At 43.0% G+C, this 26,349-nt stretch carries 20 protein-coding genes and 2 pseudogenes; 8 read left to right on the forward strand and 14 right to left on the reverse strand.

All coding sequences use genetic code 11. The annotated features are described in order from the left end of the window. The 5 genes and pseudogenes from V7K15_RS26180 to V7K15_RS26200 all read right to left on the reverse strand — a co-directional run. A pseudogene (locus tag V7K15_RS26180) lies at positions 1–139 on the reverse strand (IS4 family transposase); the annotation flags it as partial. A 333-nt stretch (positions 140–472) separates the two neighbouring features. Then, entirely contained in the window at positions 473–2,101 is a 1,629-nt protein-coding gene (locus tag V7K15_RS26185; protein ID WP_334910308.1) for a mucoidy inhibitor MuiA family protein, read from the reverse strand. A 109-nt stretch (positions 2,102–2,210) separates the two neighbouring features. After that, positions 2,211–3,164: a LysR family transcriptional regulator gene (locus tag V7K15_RS26190; RefSeq protein WP_334910310.1), complete on the reverse strand. Its 954-nt coding sequence runs from the start codon at positions 3,162–3,164 to the stop codon at positions 2,211–2,213. A 237-nt stretch (positions 3,165–3,401) separates the two neighbouring features. After that, positions 3,402–4,190: a BMC domain-containing protein gene (locus V7K15_RS26195; protein WP_334910312.1), complete on the reverse strand. Its 789-nt coding sequence runs from the start codon at positions 4,188–4,190 to the stop codon at positions 3,402–3,404. Between the two features lie 48 nt (positions 4,191–4,238). After that, positions 4,239–5,021, reverse strand: a complete 783-nt coding sequence (locus tag V7K15_RS26200; RefSeq protein ID WP_334910314.1) for a transferase — start codon at positions 5,019–5,021, stop codon at positions 4,239–4,241. On the opposite strand from V7K15_RS26200, the gene V7K15_RS26205 reads away from it, so the two are divergent. Further along, a complete protein-coding gene (locus tag V7K15_RS26205) occupies positions 5,020–5,178 on the forward strand; it encodes a hypothetical protein (protein ID WP_334910316.1) in 159 nt (52 codons plus the stop codon). The genes V7K15_RS26200 and V7K15_RS26205 overlap by 2 nt on opposite strands. On the opposite strand, the gene V7K15_RS26210 is transcribed toward V7K15_RS26205, so the two are convergent. The 4 genes from V7K15_RS26210 to V7K15_RS26225 all read right to left on the reverse strand — a co-directional run bounded on the left by V7K15_RS26210 (position 5,175) and on the right by V7K15_RS26225 (position 8,313). After that, the gene (locus tag V7K15_RS26210; protein ID WP_334910317.1) at positions 5,175–7,169 is read right to left on the reverse strand and encodes a ribulose bisphosphate carboxylase small subunit; all 1,995 of its coding nucleotides are present in this window, start codon (positions 7,167–7,169) and stop codon (positions 5,175–5,177) included. The two genes, V7K15_RS26205 and V7K15_RS26210, sit on opposite strands and share 4 nt — an antisense overlap. Before the next feature lie 90 nt (positions 7,170–7,259). Further along, entirely contained in the window at positions 7,260–7,562 is a 303-nt protein-coding gene (locus tag V7K15_RS26215) for a EutN/CcmL family microcompartment protein (protein ID WP_334910319.1), read from the reverse strand. 6 nt (positions 7,563–7,568) lie between these two features. Next, a complete protein-coding gene (locus V7K15_RS26220; protein ID WP_196515968.1) occupies positions 7,569–7,913 on the reverse strand; it encodes a carbon dioxide-concentrating mechanism protein CcmK in 345 nt (114 codons plus the stop codon). Positions 7,914–8,004: 91 nt separating this feature from the next. Continuing rightward, a complete protein-coding gene (locus tag V7K15_RS26225; RefSeq protein WP_190891121.1) occupies positions 8,005–8,313 on the reverse strand; it encodes a carbon dioxide-concentrating mechanism protein CcmK in 309 nt (102 codons plus the stop codon). A 649-nt stretch (positions 8,314–8,962) separates the two neighbouring features. Here V7K15_RS26225 and V7K15_RS26230 point away from each other — a divergent pair. The 3 genes from V7K15_RS26230 (at position 8,963) to V7K15_RS26240 (ending at position 13,766) form a co-directional block, all read left to right on the forward strand. Then, positions 8,963–10,819, forward strand: coding sequence for an NAD(P)H-quinone oxidoreductase subunit F (locus V7K15_RS26230; RefSeq protein ID WP_334910321.1), 1,857 nt, complete (start codon positions 8,963–8,965; stop codon positions 10,817–10,819). A gap of 185 nt (positions 10,820–11,004) precedes the next feature. Then, positions 11,005–12,510 carry an NADH-quinone oxidoreductase subunit M gene (locus tag V7K15_RS26235; RefSeq protein ID WP_334910323.1) on the forward strand — a complete coding sequence of 502 codons (1,506 nt, stop codon included), beginning with the start codon at positions 11,005–11,007 and terminating at the stop codon, positions 12,508–12,510. Between the two features lie 125 nt (positions 12,511–12,635). Beyond that, complete coding sequence (locus V7K15_RS26240; protein ID WP_334910325.1) at positions 12,636–13,766, forward strand: CO2 hydration protein; 1,131 nt, start codon at positions 12,636–12,638, stop codon at positions 13,764–13,766. Positions 13,767–14,412: 646 nt separating this feature from the next. On the opposite strand, the gene V7K15_RS26245 is transcribed toward V7K15_RS26240, so the two are convergent. Then, the gene (locus V7K15_RS26245) at positions 14,413–15,588 is read right to left on the reverse strand and encodes a homospermidine biosynthesis protein (protein ID WP_334910327.1); all 1,176 of its coding nucleotides are present in this window, start codon (positions 15,586–15,588) and stop codon (positions 14,413–14,415) included. Positions 15,589–16,139: 551 nt separating this feature from the next. Here V7K15_RS26245 and V7K15_RS26250 point away from each other — a divergent pair. Then, positions 16,140–17,024 (forward strand): ParA family protein, encoded by an 885-nt coding sequence (locus V7K15_RS26250; RefSeq protein WP_334910328.1) that lies wholly within the window; start codon positions 16,140–16,142, stop codon positions 17,022–17,024. 96 nt (positions 17,025–17,120) lie between these two features. Here V7K15_RS26250 and V7K15_RS26255 read toward each other — a convergent pair. The 3 genes and pseudogenes from V7K15_RS26255 to V7K15_RS26265 form a co-directional block, all read right to left on the reverse strand. Next, a pseudogene (locus tag V7K15_RS26255) lies at positions 17,121–17,342 on the reverse strand (zinc finger domain-containing protein); the annotation flags it as partial. A gap of 45 nt (positions 17,343–17,387) precedes the next feature. Further along, the gene (locus tag V7K15_RS26260) at positions 17,388–19,889 is read right to left on the reverse strand and encodes a tetratricopeptide repeat protein (protein WP_334910332.1); all 2,502 of its coding nucleotides are present in this window, start codon (positions 19,887–19,889) and stop codon (positions 17,388–17,390) included. A gap of 99 nt (positions 19,890–19,988) precedes the next feature. Next, positions 19,989–20,423, reverse strand: a complete 435-nt coding sequence (locus V7K15_RS26265; protein ID WP_334910334.1) for a hypothetical protein — start codon at positions 20,421–20,423, stop codon at positions 19,989–19,991. A gap of 390 nt (positions 20,424–20,813) precedes the next feature. On the opposite strand from V7K15_RS26265, the gene V7K15_RS26270 reads away from it, so the two are divergent. Beyond that, positions 20,814–21,206: a hypothetical protein gene (locus V7K15_RS26270; protein WP_334826602.1), complete on the forward strand. Its 393-nt coding sequence runs from the start codon at positions 20,814–20,816 to the stop codon at positions 21,204–21,206. 40 nt (positions 21,207–21,246) lie between these two features. Here V7K15_RS26270 and ileS read toward each other — a convergent pair whose 3' ends face one another. Then, positions 21,247–24,210 (reverse strand): isoleucine--tRNA ligase, encoded by a 2,964-nt coding sequence (gene ileS, locus V7K15_RS26275; protein ID WP_334910336.1) that lies wholly within the window; start codon positions 24,208–24,210, stop codon positions 21,247–21,249. A gap of 160 nt (positions 24,211–24,370) precedes the next feature. On the opposite strand from ileS, the gene V7K15_RS26280 reads away from it, so the two are divergent. Both V7K15_RS26280 and V7K15_RS26285 read left to right on the forward strand, forming a co-directional pair. Next, complete coding sequence (locus V7K15_RS26280; RefSeq protein ID WP_334910338.1) at positions 24,371–24,739, forward strand: Crp/Fnr family transcriptional regulator; 369 nt, start codon at positions 24,371–24,373, stop codon at positions 24,737–24,739. A 458-nt stretch (positions 24,740–25,197) separates the two neighbouring features. Further along, positions 25,198–25,563, forward strand: coding sequence for a Lin0512 family protein (locus tag V7K15_RS26285; RefSeq protein ID WP_334910340.1), 366 nt, complete (start codon positions 25,198–25,200; stop codon positions 25,561–25,563). Positions 25,564–26,349: the final 786 nt, after the last annotated feature.

The following is a 26,349-nucleotide window of genomic DNA, read 5'->3' on the forward strand; positions in this document are numbered from 1 at the left end:
AAAACTTTAATGGTTTAAAGCTTGTTGGCGACAGTAATGAAAATAGTTCTTTCTCTATTTGCTCTATTGGCGGCGCTGGTACATGCTTTTGCTGCGGCAGATCTGGGTTTCCTGTTCTTGCTGGACGTTTGCTACTCATGATGTATCAGTAAGAACATCAATTCCGATGTTCTTAGATTACATCCTATGGTTCCTTTTTGCTTAAGTTGACACCAATGAGCATTGCTGTGCCCCTACCGCATGGTCTATTTACCTGAAAATAGCTGTAAAATACCTGATTGCTTTCTCAAAATACCTAAATGCTTTCACAAAATCGCATTTGACTTGCTCATTTTGTTGTTTTCCGCAAGTAAAATCGCATTTGACTTACTCATTTTGTTGTTTTCCGCAAGTAAAATGACATTCGACTTACTGAAAATGGCATTCGACTTACTTATTTTGGTGTTTTCCGCAAGCAAAATCGCATTCGACTTTAAATATCTAACCCAACCACTGTTAATTCCGGCGGATGTTCAACATTAAACTGGTAATATATCTCTCTTCGCTCCTGTGGTGGAAGAGTTAACTGCCATTCTAAAATCCCCATTTCACCAAGTTGAATTTGTGGGTTGCTGCGACTGAGGCGCACCTTAATTTGCTCGTTGCGGCTAATCGGCAATTGTTCAGTTAGTTTCAGATTTATTTCTTTGTCGAGTAAGTTAGTAATTATCAATCGATAAGTATAAGTAATCCGGCGCTGGTTGCTAATCAATCTTTTATCTACCACACGCTCAACTAAATCGCGCTCAATTTTTAAACCTTCGTCAATTCCTAAATTCAGTTTAAACTCTTGCCCTGGTGCAATATTATCTAACTGAGTTGTCCCAATAAAAACATTGTCGCGGAAAATATTCGCTTTACCTGGTAACAAAGTTGCACCGTTGGGACTATTTTTCACATTAGCTTGCAAATAAGCAAAGCTTACCAAGCGTGGCATTGCCACATAATCAAAGCTACAAGGATAATCATCATTGAAAATTGTAGTTTTATGGGGTGCGCCATCACTAGGAATGTTACCGCCACCATTCAATTTGAAGGTAACTACACTTCCTTTTTTGGATACTTCTGCTGTCACGGTTTCTGCTGGAATCAGACTATCCTCTGTAACTTCGTCTTGTTCTTCCCAATCTGCTCTGGCAGTAGAAGCGGGCGGTTCTGGTATGCTAGGCAGCAGTGGTGGCTGGGCTTCAAATCTTCGTCGCACTCTTTGAGGAAGTGGCGCATCAATATACCAGGGTTCAAGTTTGGGTGGAAGTGTACCTAATCCCGGTTTAGCGGTAGAAAGGGTGAGATTTGCACCAATCCAATCTTCGCCACTGCTTTGGGTAATTTCTGCAAGGTAGCTTAGATGCACAATATCGCTGGTAGTGGTAAAGCGCAAGTCATAAAGCGGAGTCCAACTAGCGCGATTCACTAAGTATGATAGCTCTAATTCAAATTTGCCTTCACCCGTAACTTCAACTGCTACAACTAAGTTAAAACTCTCTTTAGGATGGGGTGTTTGGATTTTTTGCAATGAGGTGCGGAGTGATTGCAGTTGTTTGTCTAATTCCTGCTGCTGGGTTTTGCACTCCCCAGATGCGATCGCATACTCACTATACTGGCTTCCAAGAAAGTTAAGGAAATCTAAAGTTTCACTGAGGCTGAGATTTCTGCGAGACAAACTCACTGAAAATGGTTCCTCTGTTTTTTCCCGTAAGCCTTCGATAAAACTAGACTGCAATGCTAAAGCATCAACTTGGGCTTGCAAATGGCGTTTTTCTGCTTCTAATTGCTGAATTTGCCTTGTTAAATATGCTACTCGCTCCGCTACAGGTTCAGTGGTGTAAATGCGATCGCTACTAACTCCCACCAAGCGCACCCCTACCGTACCTGCACCACTAACCCTGACAGACTCAGTTTCTAGAGTCAGTGGCACTGGAGTAATTACTAATTCCTGTTCAATTCCTGTTAAATCAACTACACCTCGCCGTGTAACCAATGCTCTGTCAGAATATACACTCACAGCTACAATCTCGCTTTGTACTGTTTTGCGCCAAGACGGTATTTCCGGGTTAACCACTGCCAGTTTTCCCCCATTTATAATGATTCTGCTGGTTAATTGTCAATGCTTCCCGGTCTAACCGTCAACCCCTTTAGGTAATTTGTAATTCATAATTCATAATTCATAATTACGAGTTATTTGAACCGGGAGTTGGTTCAAGCGTACTAGAAGTAGTATCAGCCTTTTGCTGTACAAAATTCTTTGCCGCAGCTAGTAGATACTCATAATAGGCACGAGCGACGATCGATAGCTGCTTGCCAGATGGGTAAACCATGTACCAATTTCGCTGAATCGGAAAGTGTTGTACATCTAAAATGCTAAACTCTGAAGAGTCTAATAGTAAAGTATGACGGGATAAAACAGAAATTCCTAAACCACCTGCGATCGCTTGTTTAATTGCTTCATTACTTCCCAATTCTAGCTTGACTTTTACCCTCACCTCTTGTTCTTCAAATAGCCTTTGCACGGCGCGACGAGTTCCTGAACCTGGTTCCCGCATAATAAAAGGTTCGTTAGACAGGCGTTGTATCGGAATATTTTTTTCCTTGGATAACGGATGATTAATCGGTGCAAAGACTATCAAAGGGTTTTCTAAAAATGGTTCACAAGTCACATCTATATTGTCTGGAATTTGACTCATGATATATAAGTCATCCAGATTCTGACTCATCCGTTCCAAAATTTGTTCGTGATTTGTTACTTGCAGCGAGATATCAATCCCTGGATAAAGTTCGCAAAACGGCCCTAACAAACGTGGAATAAAGTATTTTGCTGTTGTAATCACTGCCAAGCGTAATTGTCCCTGTTTTAGCCCTTTTAAATCTGCCACCTTCATTTCATACTGGGCTATATTCTCAAAAATCTGCCGACAAGTAACAAATAATTCCCGTCCGGCTTCCGTTAGATATAACCGCTTTCCCACTTGCTCAAATAATGGCAACCCTACCGATTTTGTGAGTTGCTTGATCTGCATAGAAACGGTAGGTTGGGTGAGAAACAATTCCTCAGCAGCACGAGTAAAGCTACTATGCCGTGCCGCCGCCTCGAACACCTTTAACTGGTGCAGCGTCGCTTGGTTCAAAGGTGATTCTCCTGTATATAAGGATTAATAGATATAAAACTAGTATTGCTGAAGACTGGCAAATGATATACCGATGCTCACAGAAAGTTACGAGTTCTATTATAGACAAAACTCTATTATTTCTATTTAAATAAAGGTATTTTACTTATGGATTGAAGAAGCTATTATCAGAACAATAAGAGCGTAAGATGCCTTCTATTTCCCGATGAATGCTGAATGAGGATTTTTCCAAATTCATCATTCATCATTCCATAATTCTTCCGTAACTTTTGTATTTAGCTTGGTTAAGTCTGGTAATCTTAGTACCTCGATTTGGGCAACTTGTTCTTTAATATTCACAGGCAAGTTTAACGCTTGACGTTCTTCTATCCAGCAACTTGCTAATGGCAAGGTTAACTCCATTTCGTCCAGAGGTCGGGGAATTACCATCACTGCATTCAATTCCCCAATGCGTTCTGCCTCAAACATTCCCGCTTCCACAGCTACCGCCACATTTGCTACGGAACCGCGAATAATCGCTGTACACAAACCCGCACCAATTTTTTCATAGGCTGCCAAATGAACATCAGCAGCTTTCAGCATGGCATCACACGCTCCCACCATCGCTGGAAATCCTCGCGTTTCTACCAAACCAATTGCTTGATTACTCAGACGGCTGTAATTGCCCTCCTGCATCAATTTAGTTAAACGAGTTGTGATCGGAAGCACTATATCTAGGTTGGGATAAGGTCGGGGAATCACTAAACTAGAAATCAGCTGACCAAACTGTTCAGCCGTTTGCACACCTGATTCTACAGCCAGACGCACGTCAGCAATTCCACCCCGGACGATCGCAGTACAATGACCGCTACCAATTTTTTCATACCCAACTAAGTGAACTCCTGCCGATTTCAGCATCATATCCGCCGTACCAACGATCGCTGGAAAGCTGCGGGTAGAAACTAAACCCAAAGCAGTATCCTCGTAGGTTTCGTAACTATGCGCTCCCTGGCTGGTATTGAGAGACCGTTGATTATATGTTTCCATGATGAATTCTCCAAGATACCGAAAAAGCCGACAACTTACAATTAACACTTACTCGGACTGATTGTCAGAGTTTGGGTTGCTCAAGGATTGTCTATGAGGAAACAATGTAGTCAAGAGTCTGTGTATGCTGCCTTGCCCATAAATCTGAGACCCGAAACCGTTAGGCGATTCTGTGGCTAGCTGACCGGGGTCTGAGTCATGTTCTGTAGACTCTTGGGCGGCTTCCTCCAAGCTGGAGTCAGCATCTTTAGTCGGTTCTTCCACAGGAGGAGACTGTTTTTCTGGAGTGACGGGAGATTTAAAGTAAGAAATCGACTTATTTTGTTTGAAATCTACAAAAGCCGAAGCTGAAAAGTTAGTTGAGGAAATTACCTTTTCTTTAACTCCACCTAAGCCATTTTCCTCTTCCTTCGGCGGTGGTGTATTTGTAGAAGCTGGGTTACTTGGAGATGGTTCCAGTTGCTTTGTTTGGTCAATCTGCCGACTGGTGTCTCCTAAAATCGAACCCGATGGAATTACTTGTCCAGGTTCAACTGAATAGTTAAAAACTGTTGTCGCCGAACCAATGCAAGCATTTGCTCCAATTTTGCCCTTACCAATCATCAAAAAACCGGCCCCCAGGTTTGCGCCTGCTTCTACCTCTAGGGTTCCTTCATGGACTTGGAGAATGGCTCCCATACCAATACAGACCCCTGGCCCAATGATGATTTTGCTGTTTACAGCCGCTTGGAGTATTACCCCAGGTGCAAGTACCGCGCTTGGATGAATACTCACCTCACCACTAATGTAAGAATCAAATTTATTGCTGAGGTGCGGTAGCGGCACAGACATGGAAATTTTAACCTCGGAAGCCGGAATGGGGAATGGGGAGTGGGGAATTGGGGAGTGGGGAATTGGGGAGTGGTGGATATTAAAATTCCCTATTTCCTACTCCCTATTATGGGGAGTAGTCAGTGGTGGAAAAAATTCCCGACTCCCAACTCTTTAAGGTCGTTGAATAATCGTTTCCAGTACCCGACGCTTGGCTTTGGGGTCAACACCAATTAAGCGCACATATTCCCCAGGATATTCGGCGATCTGCCTTTCTACGGCTGCGATCGCTTCTCTTTCTGAGGAGGCTTGAATTTGACCGGTACTAGTCCAGGAACCTGTACGGAACCGTCGTTGGTCTACGTGCTCAATGCTAATTTTAGAGCCGCCAGCCAATAAATGCCGGAGTTGGTCTACTACTTCAGTACTCAAGCGGGTACTGGTAGCTGTTGCTGTTGCTGTTGCAGTGGGGGCACTGCTAAATGATTTCTGACTGCCAGATGAGGCTACTTGACCATTTGGACGTTGGATAATCGTCTCCAATACCCGCCGTTTGGCTTTGGAGTCAATCCCAATTAAGCGGACATATTCCCCTGGATATTCGCCAAGGTGTCCTTCTATGGCTGCGATCGCTTCTCTTTCTGAGGAGGCTTGAATTTGACCGGTACTAGTCCAGGAGCCTGTACGGAACCGCCGTTCATCTACGTGTTCAATGCTAATTTTATATCCACTACTCAATAATTGCCGCAGTTGTTCTACTACTTCAGTACTCAAGCGGCTACTGGTAGCTGTTGCTGTAGCATAGGGTGCTGCACTGCTAGTAAATGATTTCTGACTGCCAGATGAGGCTACTTGACCATTTGGACGTTGGATAATCGTCTCCAATACCCGCCGTTTGGCTTTGGTATCAATGCCGATTAAACGCACATACTCGCCTTGATGGCTTTCAATACATTCTTCTAAGCCGGAGATTACTTGATTTATGGAAGTTGCTTCAATTGGCTTGCAACTAGTCCAGGAACCAGTTCGGAAGCGACGCTCATCTACGTGTTCCATGCCAATTTTGTAACCACTTGCCAAAAGTTGACGGATTTGATCTACAGCTTCACCATTAATTTTGCCACTACTAGAACCGTTACCATTACCATTACTGCTGCTATAACTGCCATTACCACGACTAGCAGGTGCCTTAAAGCTGGTAGCTGGTTTAAGATCATCATCTGGACGTTGGATGATGGTTTCTAATACGCGCCGTCTACCTTTGTCAATGCCAAACAGCCGCACATACTCGCCGCTATGCTCTCTCACACAGCTTTCTAATGCTGCGATCGCTTCACCGAGCGATCGCGGTTCAATTGGCTGGCAACTAGTCCAACAACCCGTGCGAAACCGTCTTTGGTCTACGTGTTCCGTACCAATCTTATACCCTTGCTCCAATAGATAGCGCAACTGCTCTATTGTTTCTGCACCCAAGCTATTGCTCGACACTTCACTACTCCTTTCCAACTCTAAGACAGTAATACTACTACCTGTATAAGATTTAGCAATCTCATCCCGAATGGGTGCTATACATTTGCTATCCGCAGCACAGAGATAACCCGCTCGCAGTGCTTGATTAATTCCAACCACATGATGAGCAAATTCTTTATCCTGATCTTGCACATCTGGCAAACGGTCAGCTTGTTGCTGGTGAGTAATTATCGCTCCCGAAGGTACATATTTACCTGGGGGAATCTCTACATCTTGAATCAAAGCGTGCATCATCACGATGCAACCTGCACCCACCCTGGCATTGAACACCGTAGAGCGAAAGCCAATGAAGGAATTCTCCCCAACATAAGCTGGTCCGTGAATTAAAGCCATGTGGGTAATGCAGGCATTTTTGCCAACCCACACCGAGTATTTATTTTGGTCATCGCCAATTACTCGACCTTCTTCCAACCCATGAATCACAACACCATCTTGAATATTCGTGTTTTCACCAATATAAAAAGGTGTGCCTTCATCCGCTCTAATCGTAGTTCCCGGAGCAACGATTACATTTGCACCTAACCTTACATCCCCAATCACATTGGAAAATGAATGTACAAAGGCAGTTTCATGGATTTTGGGTTCAGCTAAATTCCTCGACCACGGGGTTGGGGGTGCCGCCGTGTTGCGGACTGCCATCGCAAGATTCCTCCTCTATTAAGTTAGTCATTAGTCAGTTGTCATTTGTCTTTAGCTAATACCAATGACTAATGACTAATGACTAAATAACTATCGATATTGATCTTTTTTGCTGTAAATAACGCGATCTTCAACGTGAATGGTATCTATGATCGCTACTACTACTGCATCTAATGGACGCTGCTCGTTTCCCAGAATTTGACGAGCGGCACTGCCACGACTGACAAGTACCCACTCATCTACTCCGGCTCCGACAGTATCTGCTGCTACTTCGTATTGTGGGAGGATGTTTCCATCTTCGTCCACTAATTGTAACAACAGTAGTTTGACACCTCTAAGACTTGGGTCTTTTTGGGTGCTAACTACTGTGCCGCGAACTTTGGCAACTTGCATTACAAATTACGGTCTTCTACCGAAAGGACGAATTGCATTGACATTTTCGCGGAACTGCTCTACGTCTTCGGTATAACGAATTGGCAGGACGTATTCTAAGTTCTCATGAGGACGAGCAATGATGTGAGTCGATAACACTTGTCCGCCAAAGACTCGCTTTACAGATTCAACTCCTGCGGCCACAGAAGCTTGCACTTCTGACACGTCACCCCGGACAATCACTGTAACTCGACCACTACCGATTTTTTCATAGCCTACTAAAGTGACGCGGGCAGCTTTCACCATTGCATCAGCAGCTTCTACGACTGCTGGAAAGCCTAGCGTTTCAACCATTCCTACTGCAATTGACATTAGTTTTAATCCCTATTTGAAAGTTTTTAGCATTGGACAAAAGTGATGCTGAATCAGGCAAAGAGCGTTAATTACTTTGTTTAAACAGCTTTTAAGTACGGAACTGTTCCACAGCTTCTGTGTAACGTATCGGCAAGACGTATTCCAGGTTTTCGTGAGGACGAGCAATGATGTGAGTGGATAACACTTCACCACCATTGACTCTTTTTGCGGCTTCAACCCCAGCTGCTACAGAAGCTTGGACTTCCGATACATCTCCCCTAACGATCACGGTGACACGAGCGCTACCAATTTTTTCATAGCCTACTAAAGTGACACGGGCGGCTTTCACCATCGCATCAGCAGCTTCTACTACTGCTGGAAAGCCCTTCGTTTCAATCATCCCAACTGCAATTGGCATCGCAGAACTCCTACAAAATGAATCTAATCAGTACTGTTGTTTGAAATTTTTGACGGGGAGAGCTTGATCTTAAAGCTAAGAAAACACTTCCAAATTAAGCATAGTAAAGCTTGGCGTCCCTGGCAATATAAATTACTATAATAGTTTATGATAAGAAAGTTTTAAAAAACTTAACAAATATTTATCTAGTGTTTCCGGGCAATAAAAGTTCACTAATTCCTTGAGACGCCACTTATGCTTTATAATTTCTTTATCACATTTAGAAAAGGACATTCATAACTAAGGCTAACCCCATCTGGCGAGGGACGAACAACGGCTGTATGTTTTGCTATCTCTATCTTTTGTCAAATCTTGTTAGATTTACAACGACTAGGTGAAAAATAGATAATTTTTTCAAATATCTCCTATAAATTACTTTGGTCAAATTAGAAATAAAAATTTAAAACCGGAGGTTAAGTTAAGCCAGTAAATGCTTTTACTTATGTAAAGTTATATTTTACTTATGTTTAATCGGGTAAATTAAGTAAAAGTACTTGCGGGAATTTAGTTGAAAAAATAATAAAATATTGATGTTTTGGTAAATTAATTTATATTAAAAATTGGTTTAAATTTTTTTAAAATCAAGGCTGAGTCGTCAAGGGAAATTTAAATGAATCAATTTCTATTTTCAACAAGTTGGTTTGTGCCTTTTTATAGCTTATGGGGCGCAATTTTGACCTTGCCGTGGGGACTGAGAATAATTCAACGAACAGGGCCAAGACCTGCGGCATATATCAACTTGCTGACGACTGTTTTAGCTTTTGCCCATAGCCTGTTTGTATTTAAAAATATCTGGGATAGAGAACCAGAAAAGTTACTGGTCAACTGGTTCAAAGCTGCTGATTTAGACTTATCTTTTACCTTGGAACTCTCAGCAGTCAGTATTGGGGCAACAGTTTTAATTACGGGGTTAAGCCTACTGACACAAGTTTACGCTCTGGGTTACATGGAAAAGGACTGGTCGTTGGCACGTTTTTTTGCGCTGCTGGGATTTTTTGAAGCAGCGCTAAGTGGTCTAGCGATTAGTGATTCTTTGTTTCTCAGCTATGCCCTTTTGGAACTCCTGACGCTTTCGACTTACTTGCTGGTGGGGTTCTGGTATGCTCAACCTTTAGTAGTGACGGCGGCACGAGATGCGTTTTGGACTAAACGGGTGGGAGACTTGTTGCTGCTGATGGCTGTGGTGACGCTTTCCACCTTAGCCGGCAGTTTGAACTTTTCGGATTTATATGAGTGGGCGCAAACAGCTAATTTAAGCCCAATGACATCGACGTTGCTGGGGTTGGCGTTAATTGCTGGACCTGCTGGTAAATGTGCCCAATTTCCACTGCACCTCTGGTTAGATGAGGCTATGGAAGGCCCTAACCCCGCCTCAGTAATGCGGAACTCGCTGGTAGTAGCGGGTGGTGCTTATTTACTCTATAAATTTCAACCATTGTTAGCACTATCGCCAGTTGCCTTGAATGCCTTGGTAGTCATGGGCACGGTGACAGCAATTGGGGCAACATTAGTATCCTTAGCACAAATAGACATTAAGCGATCGCTATCTCATTCCACCAGTGCATACATGGGCTTAGCGTTTTTGGCGGTGGGGTTGCAGCAAGGGGGTGTAGCCTTGATGTTGCTGTTAACTCATGCGATCGCCAAAGCATTATTATTCATGAGTTCCGGTTCAGTAATCTTAACTACCCAAAGCCAAGATTTAACAGAAATGGGCGGTCTATGGTCACGGATGCCAGCCACCACCATAGCCTTTGTAGTGGGTTCAGCCGGGATGGTAACATTGCTACCATTGGGAAGCTTCTGGGCAATGCTATCATGGGCTGACGGTTTTGTGAATATTAGTCCTTGGGTGATTGGGGTTTTATTATTAGTCAATGGCTTGACAGCATTGAATTTGACCAGAGTATTCAGATTAGTATTTTGGGGTAAACCGCAACAAAAGACCCGTCGCACCCCAGAAGTTGGTTGGCAGATGGCCTTACCAATGGTGATTCTGACAGTATTGACTCTGCTTTTACCTCTGATGTTACAGCAATGGTACTTACTACCCGATTGGGAAAGTATTAATTGGTATGTGGCGTTAGCCTTGTTTGCTTCTACCGTCGTGGGAGTAGGTGTAGGGTCTACACTTTATCTGCACAAAGCTTGGTCAAGATCGAGAATCTTGACGTGGAGATTTATGCAAGACTTGTTAGGTTATGATTTTTATATTGACCGAGTTTATCGTGTAACCGTAGTGAGTGCAGTAGCACTGCTATCTAAAGTTTCAGCTTGGAGCGATCGCTACTTGGTTGACGGTTTAGTAAACTTGGTTGGGTTTGCCACAATTATCGGCGGACAAACTTTAAAGTACAGCATTTCTGGGCAATCTCAGGGCTATATGTTGACCATCCTAGCAGTTGTCAGCGTCCTGGGTTTTTTCATCAGCTGGTCATCGGGTTTACTAGATAAATTACCTTTTTAACTGAGTTAGCAGTTACTCCTATAGTTCTGTCAGAATACCTAATTTTTTAAGGAACCGCCTTCTCTACGAGACACTACGTGAACGCGTAGCGTCTCGTTAGAGAAGGACGCCAAGGACGCCAAGGAACAAATAGGTAATCTAGGATTTATTATTCTCCCTCATCTCCCCTTACCTGAATTCTATCTATGCTTAGTGTTTTAATTCTAGTGCCGTTAATCGGCGCAGCTTTAATTGGTTTCTCACCCTCTGGCATCAGTGGGAAATTCGCCCGTGGGGTGGCTTTGGTCTTTGCCAGTATCGCTTTCTTGTGGACAATCGTACTAGCAATTCAGTTCCATCCAGGGGAAATCACTCAACAGTTTGCCGAGTCTATACCTTGGATAGATGTTTTAGGCTTGAATTATAACCTGGGAATAGATGGTTTATCTTTGCCATTGCTGGTTTTAAATGGACTATTAACTTGCATTGCCATTTACAGCAGCGATGAATCCTTACAGCGTCCGAAATTTTATTATTCTTTGATACTAGTATTATGCGCTGGGGTAACTGGAGCGTTTCTGGCACAAGATTTACTGCTATTTTTCCTATTTTACGAATTGGAACTAATTCCCTTATATCTGTTGATAGCTATTTGGGGTGGAGCAAAACGGGGTTATGCTGCGACAAAATTTCTCATTTATACAGCCGTTTCCGGAATCTTGATTTTAGCAAGTTTCCTCGGCATGGTTTGGCTGAGTGGTTCCTCTAACTTTGCACTAGCAACCTTGAACGCTACCACTTTACCTCTAGCAACACAGCTTTTATTGCTAGCGGGAATTTTGGTAGGTTTTGGGATTAAAATTCCCTTAGTTCCCTTTCATACTTGGTTGCCAGATGCTCACGTTGAAGCTTCCACACCGATTTCAGTGTTGTTGGCAGGGGTGCTGTTGAAGTTGGGAAGTTACGGCTTACTGCGGTTTGGCATGAACTTGTTACCAGAAGCTTGGGCTTATGTGGCTCCTTGGTTAGCGACTTGGGCAGTAGTCAGTGTACTGTATGGTGCATCCTGCGCGATCGCTCAAACGGATATGAAAAAAATGGTGGCGTACAGTTCCATTGGACACATGGGTTACGTGCTTTTAGCGGCGGCGGCGGCCACACCTTTAAGTGTTTTGGGTGCTGTGATGCAAATGATTAGCCACGGCTTGATTTCGGCAATGCTGTTTTTGTTGGTAGGGGTTGTGTATAAAAAAGCCGGAAGCCGTGATTTAGAAGTCATCCAAGGATTGCTGAACCCAGAACGCGGTATGCCGGTAATCGGTAGCTTGATGATTGTCGGAGTCATGGCTAGTGCTGGTATACCGGGAATGATCGGGTTTATTTCCGAATTCGTAGTTTATCGGGGTAGTTTTCCAGTTTTCCCAGTGCAAACGCTGCTATGTATGATTGGTACAGGTTTAACAGCAGTTTACTTTTTAATTCTCGTCAACCGCGCCTTTTTTGGACGCTTGTCTGCATCAGTTACCAACTTACCGCGTGTCTATTGGAGCGATCGCGCCCCAGCTGCAATTTTAGCTGTGCTGATTGTGATTTTCGGCATTCAACCTAGTTGGTTAGTGCGCTGGAGTGAACCAACAATTACAGCAATGGTAAATACTCAAAACGTAGTAGCAACAGTGTCCTTGGATAAAGCAATCAAGCCTGGAGATTAGGGACAAGGGGACAAGGGGACAAGGAGAATAACCTGCCCAATGCCCAATACTTCGACTTCGCTCAGTACAAGTGCCTAATGCCCAATGCCCATAACTAATGACTAATGCCTTTTGGAGAGATTGCAATGATAACTATTAAAAAGAAAGCTACTCACAATCCCTTAGCTGAGTATATTGAACGTCTGCAAAAAGGAGAGGCATTACTCCCCGATAGTCCAGAAAATGTGCTGGAAGTAGTTGGCATTCTTAAAAGCTATGGCGTAGTTTTAGATGCCTACTCAAAAAATCTTAACTATATTGCCGAGCATCAGTTTTTAGTATTTTTCCCATTTTTTAAATACTTTAATGGAGAGGTTTCTTTTCAGAAATTACTCCGTCACTGGTGGCATGACCGAATTAATTTTGAATATGCCGAATATTGCATGAAAGGCATGATGTGGCACGGTGGCGGTGGACTAGATACGTATTTAGATACAAAAGAATTTCAAGAAAGAGCGCAAGCCGTTATCGCCGCAAAATTTAAAAATAATCTCTTAATTCCGGGTATTAACCAACTGTTTCCAGATTTCTTAACAGAACTCTTGCGCGTCTCTGCTTACTACACCGGTTTAGGTCAATTCTGGCGAGTAATGGCTGATATGTTCCTCAACTTATCAGACCGCTACGACCAAGGCGAAATCAAATCGATTCCCGAAGTTGTAGACCACATTAAAACAGCGTTAGTCGCAAATGCATCAAACCCAATTACCTACGCCGTCAAAATTCGGGATGAAGTCTATGAAATCATTCCCAAAAGCGTTGGTTTGACCTTCTTAGCAGATACAGCAATACCTTATGTAGAAGCAGTATTCTTCCGGGGAACTCCTTTCCACGGTACAGTTTCATACAACGCCCAAGGATATCAAATTCCCCTAGATCAAACTCGATTTCAATATGGCGCATTGTATGCCGACCCCTTACCCATCGGCGGCGCGGGTATTCCTCCTACCTTGTTGATGCAGGATATGCGTCATTATCTTCCAGAGTATTTGCACGAAATTTATCGTCGCAGTCTTCGGGGTGAAGATGATTTGCGGGTACAAATATGCATAAGTTTCCAAAAATCGATGTTTTGCGTGACGACAGCAACGATTTTGGGACTGATGCCTTATCCTTTGGATACTAAAGATCCAAGTGAGGAAATAGGTAATCAAGTTTATTTAAAGAAGTGGATGAGTCGGTTAGAAACTTCGCGGTTGCTGGATGTGAATAAATAGTTGATTTTTTGTCAAGATTATGGTTCTGGTTCAACGCCGAGCGATCGCAAAGCAGCTTATTGCTTCTACGTAACTAGTCTATTACTTGTTGACCTTACCCAGCCAAATCTAAAATAGGCGCGATCGCCTCCGGGAAAGTCAGAGCGATGTCTAACGACCATCTGCTGCGTATCTACGCAATTTCGCCCATTAAGTTAAGTTAAAAAATGAATGGCGCAATTGTTGAGAGTTCCTTCTTTAATTCTTGCGACAACGATTCCAAAAACATCATGTCATTGGTATTTATAGAGTAAATCTTCCGTAAAACCCCTATTTGACAGTTATGGTGCGGAATCTGGGTTGAAAGCAAAATGCTTTCATCGTCAAGATAGCGATCGCACTGAGTAAGTTTGAGTAACTAACTTATAACGTTTCCTAATAAGAATGAGGTACAAATTAACCTCACCCCGATAAAGCACATCTTTATCGGGGTGAGGTTTTAATCTGATGTACTAGAGTTAAGGCGAATGGAGTTCGCGGCTACACAAACAAAGTCCACCTCCGTGGACTAATACAAAATTGAGGGTTTGAAACCCACAGAGATGGGTAAAGTCTCGTGTAGACGCGCTTTCTAACCGCCGATTTGACTTAAGTTTACAAGACTCCCCTAGTGAGCATTGGGAATCAGCCGACCACAGGGATAAGTCGCTGTTTGCTGTGAAGCATTTTCTGCCACTGCTGCTGGAATCTGATCGGATGGTCGGGTTTTGGCTGCGAGATAATCTTTTTGCAGTTTGTCGAAAATGGCTTCTCGCCTGTCGTATATACGCTTCAGGGGACGAGGTTGGCATTTGTTCAAGACGTATGCTGTCACCAGTGGTAGAGCGATCGTGCTATCGGTATAACAAACAATTGTGTTAGGTAACTCTTCGGGGTCAATCTTACCCCAACTGACGGCTTCCGATGGGGTTGCTCCAGACAAACCGCCTGTATCTGGACGCGCATCGGTAAACTGCACAAAGAAATCATGTCCTCGTTCTTCTAGTCCTAAGACTTCGTGAAGTTGCGGTTGGGTTTGGAGCAAAAAGTTTTTGGGACTACCGCCACCGAGAATTACAGCTGCACTTTTACCTCCTGATTCACGGGCATTATATGCGATCGCAGCCGTCTCATTTACATCAATTGATGGATCTATCACCAACTGCGAACCTTCCAAAGCTAAAGCTGCCACGTTCATCCCAATTGAGCTATCTCCTGGAGAAGACGTATATATCGGTACTCCACACTCATAAGCTGTCGCCAGCAAGCAGGAATGCTCCACACCCAGCTGCTTTTCTACTTCCCGAACATACTTACCCAATAAATAGTGAAACTCAGCAGTTCCCATCCGCTTCTGAAACGCTTCCCCTTGCAGAATCTTGCGGATAAACGCATCAGTTTCCAGCAGCACATCGTAACCAAAGATAATGTCATAAATGCGAATAGTGCCTTCCTGGCGCAGTTTCACATCATCCAAAAACGGATTACCAGCAAAGAGTTCAAAACCCAAACCATAGTGCATATCGTGGTAAAGATTTGCACCAGTGCTAATCATCCAGTCAATAAAGCCGTTGCGAATTAAGGGTGCAAGCGCTGAAACCCCAAATCCTGCTGGTGTCATCGCACCCGAAAGGCTAACTCCCACCGTCACACCTTCTATTAGCACATCACGACTCAGAAGTTGGCAAATTTCCCGCAACCGCGCTGAGTTGTAGGCGGTGAAGTATTGATCAATCAAATCCACCACATTGATATCATTTGATATCGGTGTCGGTGCAATTTTTTGACCCAGCTGTTTAGACATTTTGGCACTCCTGAACAGTAAACACGCCCGAATCTAATGTTATCTAGCTTTCAACCAAAGTGACAGCAATTAAAATCGTGTCACCTAACTCAATGCCTAAAAGTGAGGCAATCTCACTAAAATGAGTTAGGAACACGTACTCTGGGGCAAGAGAGTGCAGTTAAGGTTAAAACACTAACACTGGCGTAGGTTGGGTTGAGGAACGAAACCCAACATTATCAAGACTTCGTTGGGTTTCGCTGTCGCTTAACCCAACCTACTAATCTAGGACTTACGCACAAGTCTATGGAATAACGTAGACGCTTCTCTACGAGACGCTACGCGAACGGCTTGCCGCAGGCTACCACAGAGGCGCAGACAAGCCAGTGCATTGCGGGGGTGGAGGAGTTTGTAGCAACTGGCGTGACACAGAGAAATCAGAGTTTGAGAGATATTTTGCGTAAGTCTAAGTCCTGTGAGTTTCCGAAAATATTAAATTTAATGGAAGATTTAATAGTTCGAGATCGTTGTACGCTACCTAGATGGGAATGCGTCAACAGAGGACTCAACCAATGGGATATGTAATTGCTACTGCAAATATGAAAGGTGGCGTTGGTAAAACCACTCTCACCGTCAACTTAGCTACCTGTTTAGCTAAAAATCATGGCAAGCGGGTGCTTGTCCTTGATTTAGACACCCAAATCAGTGCCACACTTAGTTTAATGTCGCCTTTAGATTTTGCCAAGCGTCGTAAACAAAGTAAAACATTTAGATATCTGATAGACGAAGTTATCAATCCAGAGCCACAAGCAAAACTGACAATCCAAGATATCATTCAATCTCAGGTTTGTAATCTTCCCGGACTGGATTTATTACCAGGAGATATCGACTTGTATGATGAATTTGTTGTCTCAGAAATGCTGCATAAACAAGCAACTGCTTTGGGTGAACAGGACTTTGAAATGATTTGGAATCGCTTTGAAAGAGTCCTGATTAATAACATCTTAAAACCAGTACGTCAAGAATATGATTTTATCCTTCTCGATTGTGCCCCTGGCTATAATCTCTTGACTCGTAGCGCTTTAGCTGCCAGCGATTTCTACATACTTCCTGCTAAACCAGAACCTTTATCTGTAGTAGGTATTCAACTGCTGGAAAGACGGATTGCCCGATTAAAGGACAGTCACGGACATGAAAGCAAGATAGATATAAAAATGCTGGGAATTGTATTTAGTATGTCTAGCGCTAACCTTCTGACTGGCAGATACTATAAACAAGTGATGCACCGCGTTGTTGAAGATTTTGGTGTAGAAAAAATTTGTAAGGTACAAATTCCAGTTGATGTCAATGTTGCTAAGGCTGTTGATAGTTTTATGCCAGCTGTTTTAATTTCTCCCCAATCAGCTGGTTCAAAAGCTTTCTTTCAGTTAACTCAGGAGTTGTTGCAAAAGCTTTAATTTAAAGTTATGAGCTATGAGTGAGGAGTTATGGATTTTATTCCTAACTCCTGTACAGACGCGATTAATCGCGTCTGTACTTCTAACTCCTAAGTTTTAGAAGTTCCCGGCTAAGGCTGCAACACACCGATCGCAAATTAGCGGATGTTCTGCTGATTCTCCCACATGAATGGAGTAGTTCCAAGAGCGATCGCACTTCGTGTAGGCTTTGCCAACGCATTTTTCCCCGTCTGCATTCACTACACCAATTACCCAGTCTTCTGTTTGTGCTGTATATTTTAATTTTTGTAGTGCATCAGCAGAATCTAATAATTGCACTCAACTAATTGTTTTCTCCACTCTCAATTGCACAAAACCAATATTTTAATTACGAATTAATTTTTTAATAAATCGCCACAGCAGGGAAAAGGGTAAAATTAATATCGCCTTTAATATTTGCATCAAGTGACTTAATCGACCTTTCCGAATAGCGGGGGGATTAGACTGGCGTTGCAGGATTGCTAGATTTTCTCGAACTTTCGCTGTAGTGGGATGATTAACGCCTAACACCCGTTGGCACATTGTCAGGGCTTCAATGTACAGAGGTTCGGCATCGCTGTACCGTCCTTGGCTATTGTAGAGGTAAGCTAAATTGTTCAAGCTAGAAGCTACATCGGGATGCTCCCCAGCAAACAGGCACTTTCTCATTGCCAGGGCTTCAATGTACAGAGGTTCAGCATCGCTGTACCGTCCTTGGCTATCGTAGAGACCAGCTAAATTGTTCAAGCTAGTAGCTACATAGCGATTCTCCCCAGCAAACAGGCGCTTTGTCATTGCCAAGGCTTCAATGTACAGAGGTTCGGCATCGCTGTACCGTCCTTGGCTATCGTAGAGACCAGCTAAATTGTTCAAGCTAGTAGCTACATAGGGATGCTCCCCAGCAAACAGGCGCTTTGTGATTGCCAGGGCTTCAATCAACAGAGGTTCGGCATCGCTGTACCGTCCTTGACTTTTATAGAGGGAAGCTAAATTGTTCAAGCTAATAGCTACATCGGGATGCTCCCCAGCAAACAGGCACTTTCTCATTGCCAGGGCTTCAATGTACAGAGGTTCGGCATCGCTGTACCGTCCTTGGCTTTTGTAGAGACCAGCTAAATTGTTCAAGCTAGTAGCTACATAGCGATTCTCCCCAGCAAACAGGCGCTTTGTCATTACCAGGGCTTCAATGTACAGAGGTTCGGCATCGCTGTACCGTCCTTGGCTATCGTAGAGACCAGCTAAATTGTTCAAGCTAGTAGCTACATAGGGATTCTCCCCAGCAAACAGGCGCTTTGTCATTACCAGGGCTTCAATGTACAGAGGTTCGGCATCGCTGTACCGTCCTTGGCTATTGTAGAGGGAAGCTAAATTGTTCAAGCTAATAGCTACATAGGGATTCTCCCCAGCAAACAGGCGCTTTGTCATTGCCAGGGCTTCAATGTACAGAGGTTTGGCATCGCTGTACCGTCCTTGGCTATTGTAGAGGGAAGCTAAATTGTTCAAGCTAGTAGCTACATTGGGATGCTCCCCAGTAAATAAAGATTGGCAAACATTTACGCAATCTTCAGTCCAAGGTTCTGCTAATTTATATAGTCCTTGTCCTTCGTAAAATCTTTTTACCCCTATAAATACCCAAATTACTTTATCATTGGGAACTGATGCTAAAGAACTTATCTGTGCCTCTGTTGGTTCTTTTATCTCTGCAATTATACGTTTACCCAGGTCTTCGAGATGGGGAACGATATCTCTGATGCTTTCAATCTGCTCAGAAGTGGCAGAATCAGGAAGGATTTGGGCTTTGGTTATCATCGCAATAGCGAAGGTTGTTTCCAAAACTAATTTCATCTCGCCAGCATCGGCTAACTGCCCTTGCAAAAACCACCGCACTAAGGCATGAATTTTATAACATCCTGCTCTTTCTTCTAAGAGTTGCAGCAAGTTGCACCCGTAGAGTTGCTTTTTAGCTGCGTTTAATTCTTCTTCTGACCAAGTTAGCTGTTTTTGTTCTTGATTTTCTGCTTCCCCTCCACCTATCGCCACCCAAAGAACTAAATCCCAAAGAATCTGTACAGGAGAAAATAAACTCAAAAATATTCCTAGTTGTTGCGCCAGTGGGTCGAGTTCTGACCAAGTTAAAGCAAAGGCGGCTTTGACTCCTAGTTGAGTTGAGTTGAGATTTTCCCGGTCTTGTAAAGCTGCTTCTGCTAATTTACGTTCTTGCAGTCGCCCAAACATGATATCTAAAGATATGTCCGGGTCGCGTACTAAATAGCCTCCCACTAACTCTATGCCCAAGGGCAAATATTCTAAACATTCACATATTGCTGTTGCGGCTTGTGGTTGATTTTCAACTCGCCTATCTGTTTTCCTCAACAGTCGTTTTAACAGTTCTAAAGCTTTACCTGGTTCTTTTTGGGGCGAGAGAACATCTAAGGCAATCTCTTGAATAAAATTCGCGTCTAAATCCCGCAGTCGAGTAGTAACTAAAACTCGGAAGCGGTTATCCTTGGGTACGACTTGGCGGAGGTTGTCTAAATCAGTTACGTCATCGAAGACAATTAAAATCGGCAAGGCAGAGTTAGGATATCTAGACCAACACCAGACGAGTTGTTGTTCAAGGCTTAAAAATCTTCCTCCTGATTCTTGGGGAATCTCCAAACCTAACTGCAATGAAAAAAACTCTAAAACTTCGGCGGCGAGATTGCTTTCTCTGTCGTTAAACCAAGCAATTCCCCCATAATCTTGTTCGTATCGTCTAGCGTATTGGGTAGCTAATTCAGTTTTACCCACGCCACCCATTCCGGCTATTGCTACATAATTTCCGCGCTGCAAGTCTTCATGCAGCATTGTCAGTTCCGTTTCTCGCCCGACGAAATTAATAGAACCGCGATAAGGAATAGATTTTGTGGGAGTTAACTTTGTCCGTTCCCCGTCAGACGACTTTAGTCAGTTAAAGGTGACTGGGGCGTTAAATGTATTGCCTTGGAAAACATTCTTTATCTCATCTGCCAAATTTTGATAATTAATACTATTTGGCTGTTGCGGCTGCGACTTCAGCATATCGGCGAATTCTTGTATAGATTGAATAAATTTAGGATTTGGTTCCGCTTTTGCTGCTTGTGCCAATTCCTCTACGGCTTGAGTTACTTCAGGATTAGCTTCAGCTGCAGATTGCACCTCTAGTACAGCCTTGCCATAATTGAGTGGTTGCTCTGGTGCTTTCTCTATCGCTTCTACAGTATGGGGAGACTGTTTTTTCAGGGTGACAAGAAACTTGCCAGTCTTATCCAATAAGCTTTCTGTTACCTTTTCGGTGGTTTTTTCTAAGGCTTTGGTGGCTATTACAGAACCAATTGCGATCGCCGCAGTCTCAAGTATCATATCCTGCCTTGACTATGTGTTTGCTATCTAACTTATTAATACATCGCCTTTGTTCTAAATTCCAAAGACGCGATAAATCGCCGTCTCTACAATAATCAATCCTTTGTAGACGGCGATTTATCGCGTCTGGTGCTTTATCATCGCTGTTTCATCAACAAAAGCAACTGTTTCATTAACAAAAGCAACTGTTTCATTAACAAAAGCAACTGTTTCATTAACAAAAGCGACTATTTCATTAACAAAAGCGACTATTTCATCAACAAAAGCATTATTTTTGTGATAAATACTGATATTTACGTCATATTAATACTGATAAATGAGGATTTTACTGAGCTTAGATCCAGCTTTAGTAAGGCAAACTAGCTCTAAGGCAATAAAAAGGATACATTTATGACTGCTCAAAAACGTACATACCGCGTTTTAGAAAAAGCTGAATTAAGACTGACGGGATTTAAAGCGATCGATCCGAGTATGGATTTTGGGGATATTCGCAACTTGCAAAACGTGACACAACTAATTGAGCAGTACCGTAGCAAGATAAATGCTTATAATACTGCTCTAGCCGTGATTAACTCTTCTAGAACTGAAATGGATGAATTAGACAAAAATTTAAATGACTTGGTTGAGAAAATGCTGATTGGAGTTGCTTTCAAATACGGTAAAGACAGCCGTGAATATGAAATGGCGGGTGCTGTTCGCAAAAGCGATCGCATCCGCAAAAGTCAGGCGACACGTTTGAAGAATTCAGAGCAAAAATCCAATCAGAATGCAAAAACCAGCTAGTCTCATCAGGCTTTGTTTGTAGCCAGTAAGTTTTATTCTGTTAAAACTCTCCGGCTAAGGCTGCAACGCATCGTTCACAAATTAGCGGATGTTCTGCTGATTCTCCCACATGAGTAGAGTAGTTCCAACAGCGAATACACTTCGTGTAGGCTTTGCCAACGCATTTTACCCCGTCTGCTTTCACTACCCCAATTTCCCAGTCTTCAGTCTGCGTTGTATAATCTAATCCTTGCAATCCCTCAGCAGAATCTAATAATTCCACCTGGGAAGTTAGGAACAAATAACGGAGTTCATCCACATCGTTACCCTTAACAGGATTCAAGGCTTTGATAGCATCGCCTAACTGTTTGTGAGGTATATAAATCAAAGCTTTGGCTTCTAGGGAAGAACCAATTAGTTTTTCTATCCTGGCTTGTTCTAATACCTTATTAACATCAGTGCGGAGTTGTCGCAGTGCTGACCAAAATTCTGCTAATTCTGGATTACACCATTTTTCCTCTACCTGCACCCAACCGGCTTCAAACACCGATTTGTAAGGTGTTTTGTAGGGGAGATATTGCCAGATATCTTCGGCAGTGTGGCATAATACTGGTGCGATCGCTCGTGCTAAATTATCTATTGCTATTTTCAGCACCGTTTGACAACTGCGACGGCGGAAAGCATCGGTTGCACTGATGTACAGCCTATCTTTGGCAACATCTAAATAAAAGTTGGATAAATCCACGACGCAGAAATTCTGCACTGTTTGGAAAAAGCGGAAGAATTGGAAACTTTCAAAAGCTTCCGTCACATCTTCAAACACCTCGGTAATGCGGTGCAGCATATAACGGTCAAGTTCTGGCAATTCCTCAAAAGGTACTGCATCTTTTTCTGGGTCAAAATCATCCAAGCTACCCAATAAAAACCGCGCCGTATTGCGAATTTTGCCTCTGACATCGTTCAGCTGCTTGATGATATTTTTACCAATGCGGACATCGCCGGAGTAGTCTACCGATGATACCCAAAGCCGCAATACATCTACACCGTAAGCCGGTTCTACTTTTTGATTTTTCCCGCCTTGAATGATTGTATTTGGGTCAACCACATTTCCTTCTGACTTACTCATCTTCCGCCCTTGTTCGTCCAAAGCGAAGCCGTGAGTTAGCACAGTTTTGTAAGGTGAAATGTCATTTACCGCTATACTGGTAAGCAAACTTGACTGGAACCAACCGCGATGCTGGTCGGAACCTTCCAAATAGATATCAGCAGGGTAGCGTAACTCTGGACGCTGTTGGACGACAGCTGCCCAAGATGAGCCAGAATCAAACCATACATCCATTGTGTCTGTACCTTTGCGGTAAGACTTCCCATTTTGGCGATAGGATTCCGGTAATAACTCAGTTACCGATAGTTCCCACCAAGCATCAGAACCTTTTTCTGCGATAATTCCTTGGACGTGGTTGATAATTTCCTCATTCAGCAGTGGTTCTCCCGTGGCTTCATCGTAGAAAACGGGAATGGGTACACCCCAACTCCGCTGACGGGAGATACACCAATCGGAACGTTCCGCCACCATTGGCGTAATGCGATTTTCACCTTGGGCTGGAATCCATTTTACCGTGGCGATCGCCTTTAATGCTTCTTCTCTAAATCCTTCCACGGAAGCAAACCATTGTTCAGTAGCGCGGAAAATCGTTGGTTTCTTTGTCCGCCAATCATAAGGATACTTATGGGGATATGCTTCTTCTTTCAACAAAGAACCAGCCAAACTTAAGGCATCAATCACCGCCTGATTCCCATCACCCAGCACATTTAACCCCGCAAATTCTCCCGCTTCTTCGGTAAAATTGCCATTGTCATCCACTGGCGCAAGGATGGGCAAACCATAACGCAGACCAACAATGTAATCTTCTTGACCATGACCGGGTGCAGTATGTACCAACCCCGTACCCGACTCAGTAGTAATGTAATCACCGCCGACTACAATCTGACTTTCTCGGTCAAATAGAGGATGACGGTAAGTAGTATGTTCTAAATCATTTCCCTTAAACGTGGCTTTTAGAGTTAACTTAACTCCCAACGTCGAAGATAAAGGTTCTACCAAATCAGCCGCAACAATAAGATAGCGGAACCTCACTCTTTCCCTTAACGGAGAATGAGAAGCTACTTCCTCACTCCCCCTCCCTGCTTGCGGGGAGGGGGTTGGGGGGTGGGGTTCCACTTCCACCACTGCATAATTCAAATCTGCATTCACCGCCACAGCCAAATTTGCCGGAATTGTCCAAGGTGTAGTTGTCCAGATAGCCACACCCAAATCTGACTGATATTCCGCCAACAGTGGTTTTACAGCTGACGCCAAACCTGTGATGGGAAAAGCTGCATAGATACTGCGGGAAACATGACCTTCTGGATATTCCAACTCAGCTTCCGCCAAAGCCGTTTTAGAACTCGGACTCCAGTGAACCGGCTTCAAACCGCGATAGATGTAGCCTTTTAAGAACATCTGACCAAACACGCCAATTTGCACCGCTTCATATTCCGGCTTCAGAGTTAGATAAGGGTTGTCCCAATCCCCCCAAATACCGTAGCGTTTAAAATTTTGACGCTGCTCGTCTACCACCGCTAAAGCAAATTCTTTCGCTTTCTGCCGCAATTGTAAAGACGTTAAATTTTGCCGTTCTGCTGACTTCATATTCTGCAAAACTTTTAACTCAATTGGCAATCCGTGACAATCCCAACCAGGGACGTAGCGAACTTTACGCCCTTGTAGTAGTTGGTAGCGGTTAATAATATCTTTGAGAATTTTATTTAAAGCATGACCAATATGCAGTGAGCCATTAGCGTAGGGAGGCCCATCGTGCAGTATAAATAATTCGCCGGGGTTATTTTCGGAGAGGCGATCGTAAATTTTATTTTCTTCCCAAAATTTTTGGATTTCCGGCTCACGCTTGATGGCGTTTGCCCGCATCTCAAAGTTAGTCTTGGGTAGGTTTACAGTATCTTTGTAACTTCCTGATTCGGTCACAGTCTCAAGCCTAGAATTAGGTGTATAGGTTTTATTAATTATAGAAGATGACATCAAAACCAAAATTAGTTAATCAACATAAAGTAGTATACTCTTCTAGGTTCGCCTATTGTCTATCCAAAAGTTTCGTTTAAAAACAAAGAATTTTGGGGTTGCTCTAATGCTAAGTCCTGTAGTCACACTCAGTATCTTTCAAAAACAAGCCGACCCTAAAGTATTTTCAGCAGGCCAAGTCATCTTTGAAGAAGGACAGCTTGGTGATGAAATATATGGCATTCTCGAAGGACAGGTAGATATATTAGTCAATGGCAAGATTGTCGAAACCATTGAAACGGGCGAAGTTTTTGCTGCCGGGGTACTTGTAGGAGTAAAAAATAGAACTTACACAGCTATTGCCAAGGTTGATACCAAACTGGTTTTCCTTGATGAGCAAAGGTTTCTCTTTGCCGTTCAGGAAACACCGATGTTTGCCCTAGAGGTGATGAAAAGTTATTCAGAACGTTTAAGTCGCTTGCAGCATCTGCTTTAAAGCACATCATCAGGTAAGAGTTCCAAAACTAATCACAATCTGCTCTTACTCTTGCCTTCTTTGCAGAAGTCCATCATATATAGCGCTTCTCGTTTGTATGCAATACACTTTGACCTCACTTCCATTCCTCTCTCCTAAAAGGAGAGAGGCTTTGAATATTACTCCCCTTCCCTTGTAGGGAAGGGGCTGGGGGTTAGGTCTGTATTGCAATCAACCCAGAAGCGCTATATATGCTCTCGCTTGGGGAGTCAGAAGTCAGAATTCAGCGAACTCTAAATTTTGGCTTTTGACTCCTGATTTACAGGACTTACGCAAACAATAGCCGAAAAGAGTGATTTGGAGGTAGGGGCAATTGATGTAGCTTTAGCTGACCGCAGGGTATTGCCCCTACCTCATGTAGTTTTGCGTAAGTCCTGATTTATATAAAGTCAAAGGTACAAAATTTACCGGAGGTAGCAATGGCGCGTAAACGGTTAATTATCGAGATGGGGATGGGAATCGATCAACATGGACAAGATCCTACAGTAGCAGCATCTAGGGCTGTACGGAATGCGATCGCTCACAATGCTTTACCTGGTGTTTGGGAAGTTGCAGGTTTAAGTCATCCCAATGAAATGATTATAGAGGTTCAGGTAGCAGTACCATATCCCGAACAAGTTAGAGAAGAAGAAGTATTAGCTGTACTACCATTTGGTCGGAAAACCCTCACTCTAGAATCTGGGGGGATGGTAGTTCAAGGGCGGGCTATTCCCGAACTCAACGATAAAAATGACGAAATGTTGATTGCGATCGCAGCTGTTACAGTTCTGATCGAAAATGACTAGTTGAGTTGACACTCCCCAGCCCCTCTCCCAAAAATGGGTGAGGGCAAAACTCATACAGTCAGAAAATTTAATCATCTTGCCTGATATTAACATTAATGTTTCTACCTACTCTTTCAATTAACTCACTAACACTAATCTCTAATGAGTTAGAAGCTTTGAGTAAATTTTCCCAAGCAGTATTCGTTAACATTATGTTTTGATGCTTCTTTAATTCTTCATAAAAGACTAGCTGATTCTTTGTTCTTTTAATACATTTACCTGTTGACTTCACTTAAATATATGTATATATTAAGTTGACTCTAGCAGATCAGGGAAGTAATTAAAAATTGCTAACAAACTATGTGTATAAGCTTCGACCTAATATATAGTCAAACAAAATGGGCGGATGGCTAGATATGCTTCGCTCTGCTTAAAACTTGAGTTTGGCTGACAGAATCACTCAATACAATCAGCAATTCATTCAAGGCGGTTATTAAGATATTAGAACCAAGGCACTAGCTTGCCCCATAACTTGTTTTGTTAGTAAGAAGGGTGCAAATGGTGAACCTTAGATAAAGGCGAGTTAGTAGAAAAATTAAAGGTAGCAAAAATCGTAAAAAAGCTAGCTTAAAATTAGGATGTTTTCACAAAAAGATTACAGTTAAGTCTTAAGAATCTTAGAGGATGTTTGAAAAGTCATGATTGATGTATCAAATATTTTTTTACCCCACCCTAACCCTCCCCTTATAAAGGGGAGGGAACCGGATTTTTTTATTGTTTCCCCCCTTTATAAGGGGGGATTAAGGG

The sequence above is a fragment of the Nostoc sp. genome (genome assembly GCF_036919815.1).
In the GTDB taxonomy this organism is placed as follows: domain Bacteria; phylum Cyanobacteriota; class Cyanobacteriia; order Cyanobacteriales; family Nostocaceae; genus Nostoc.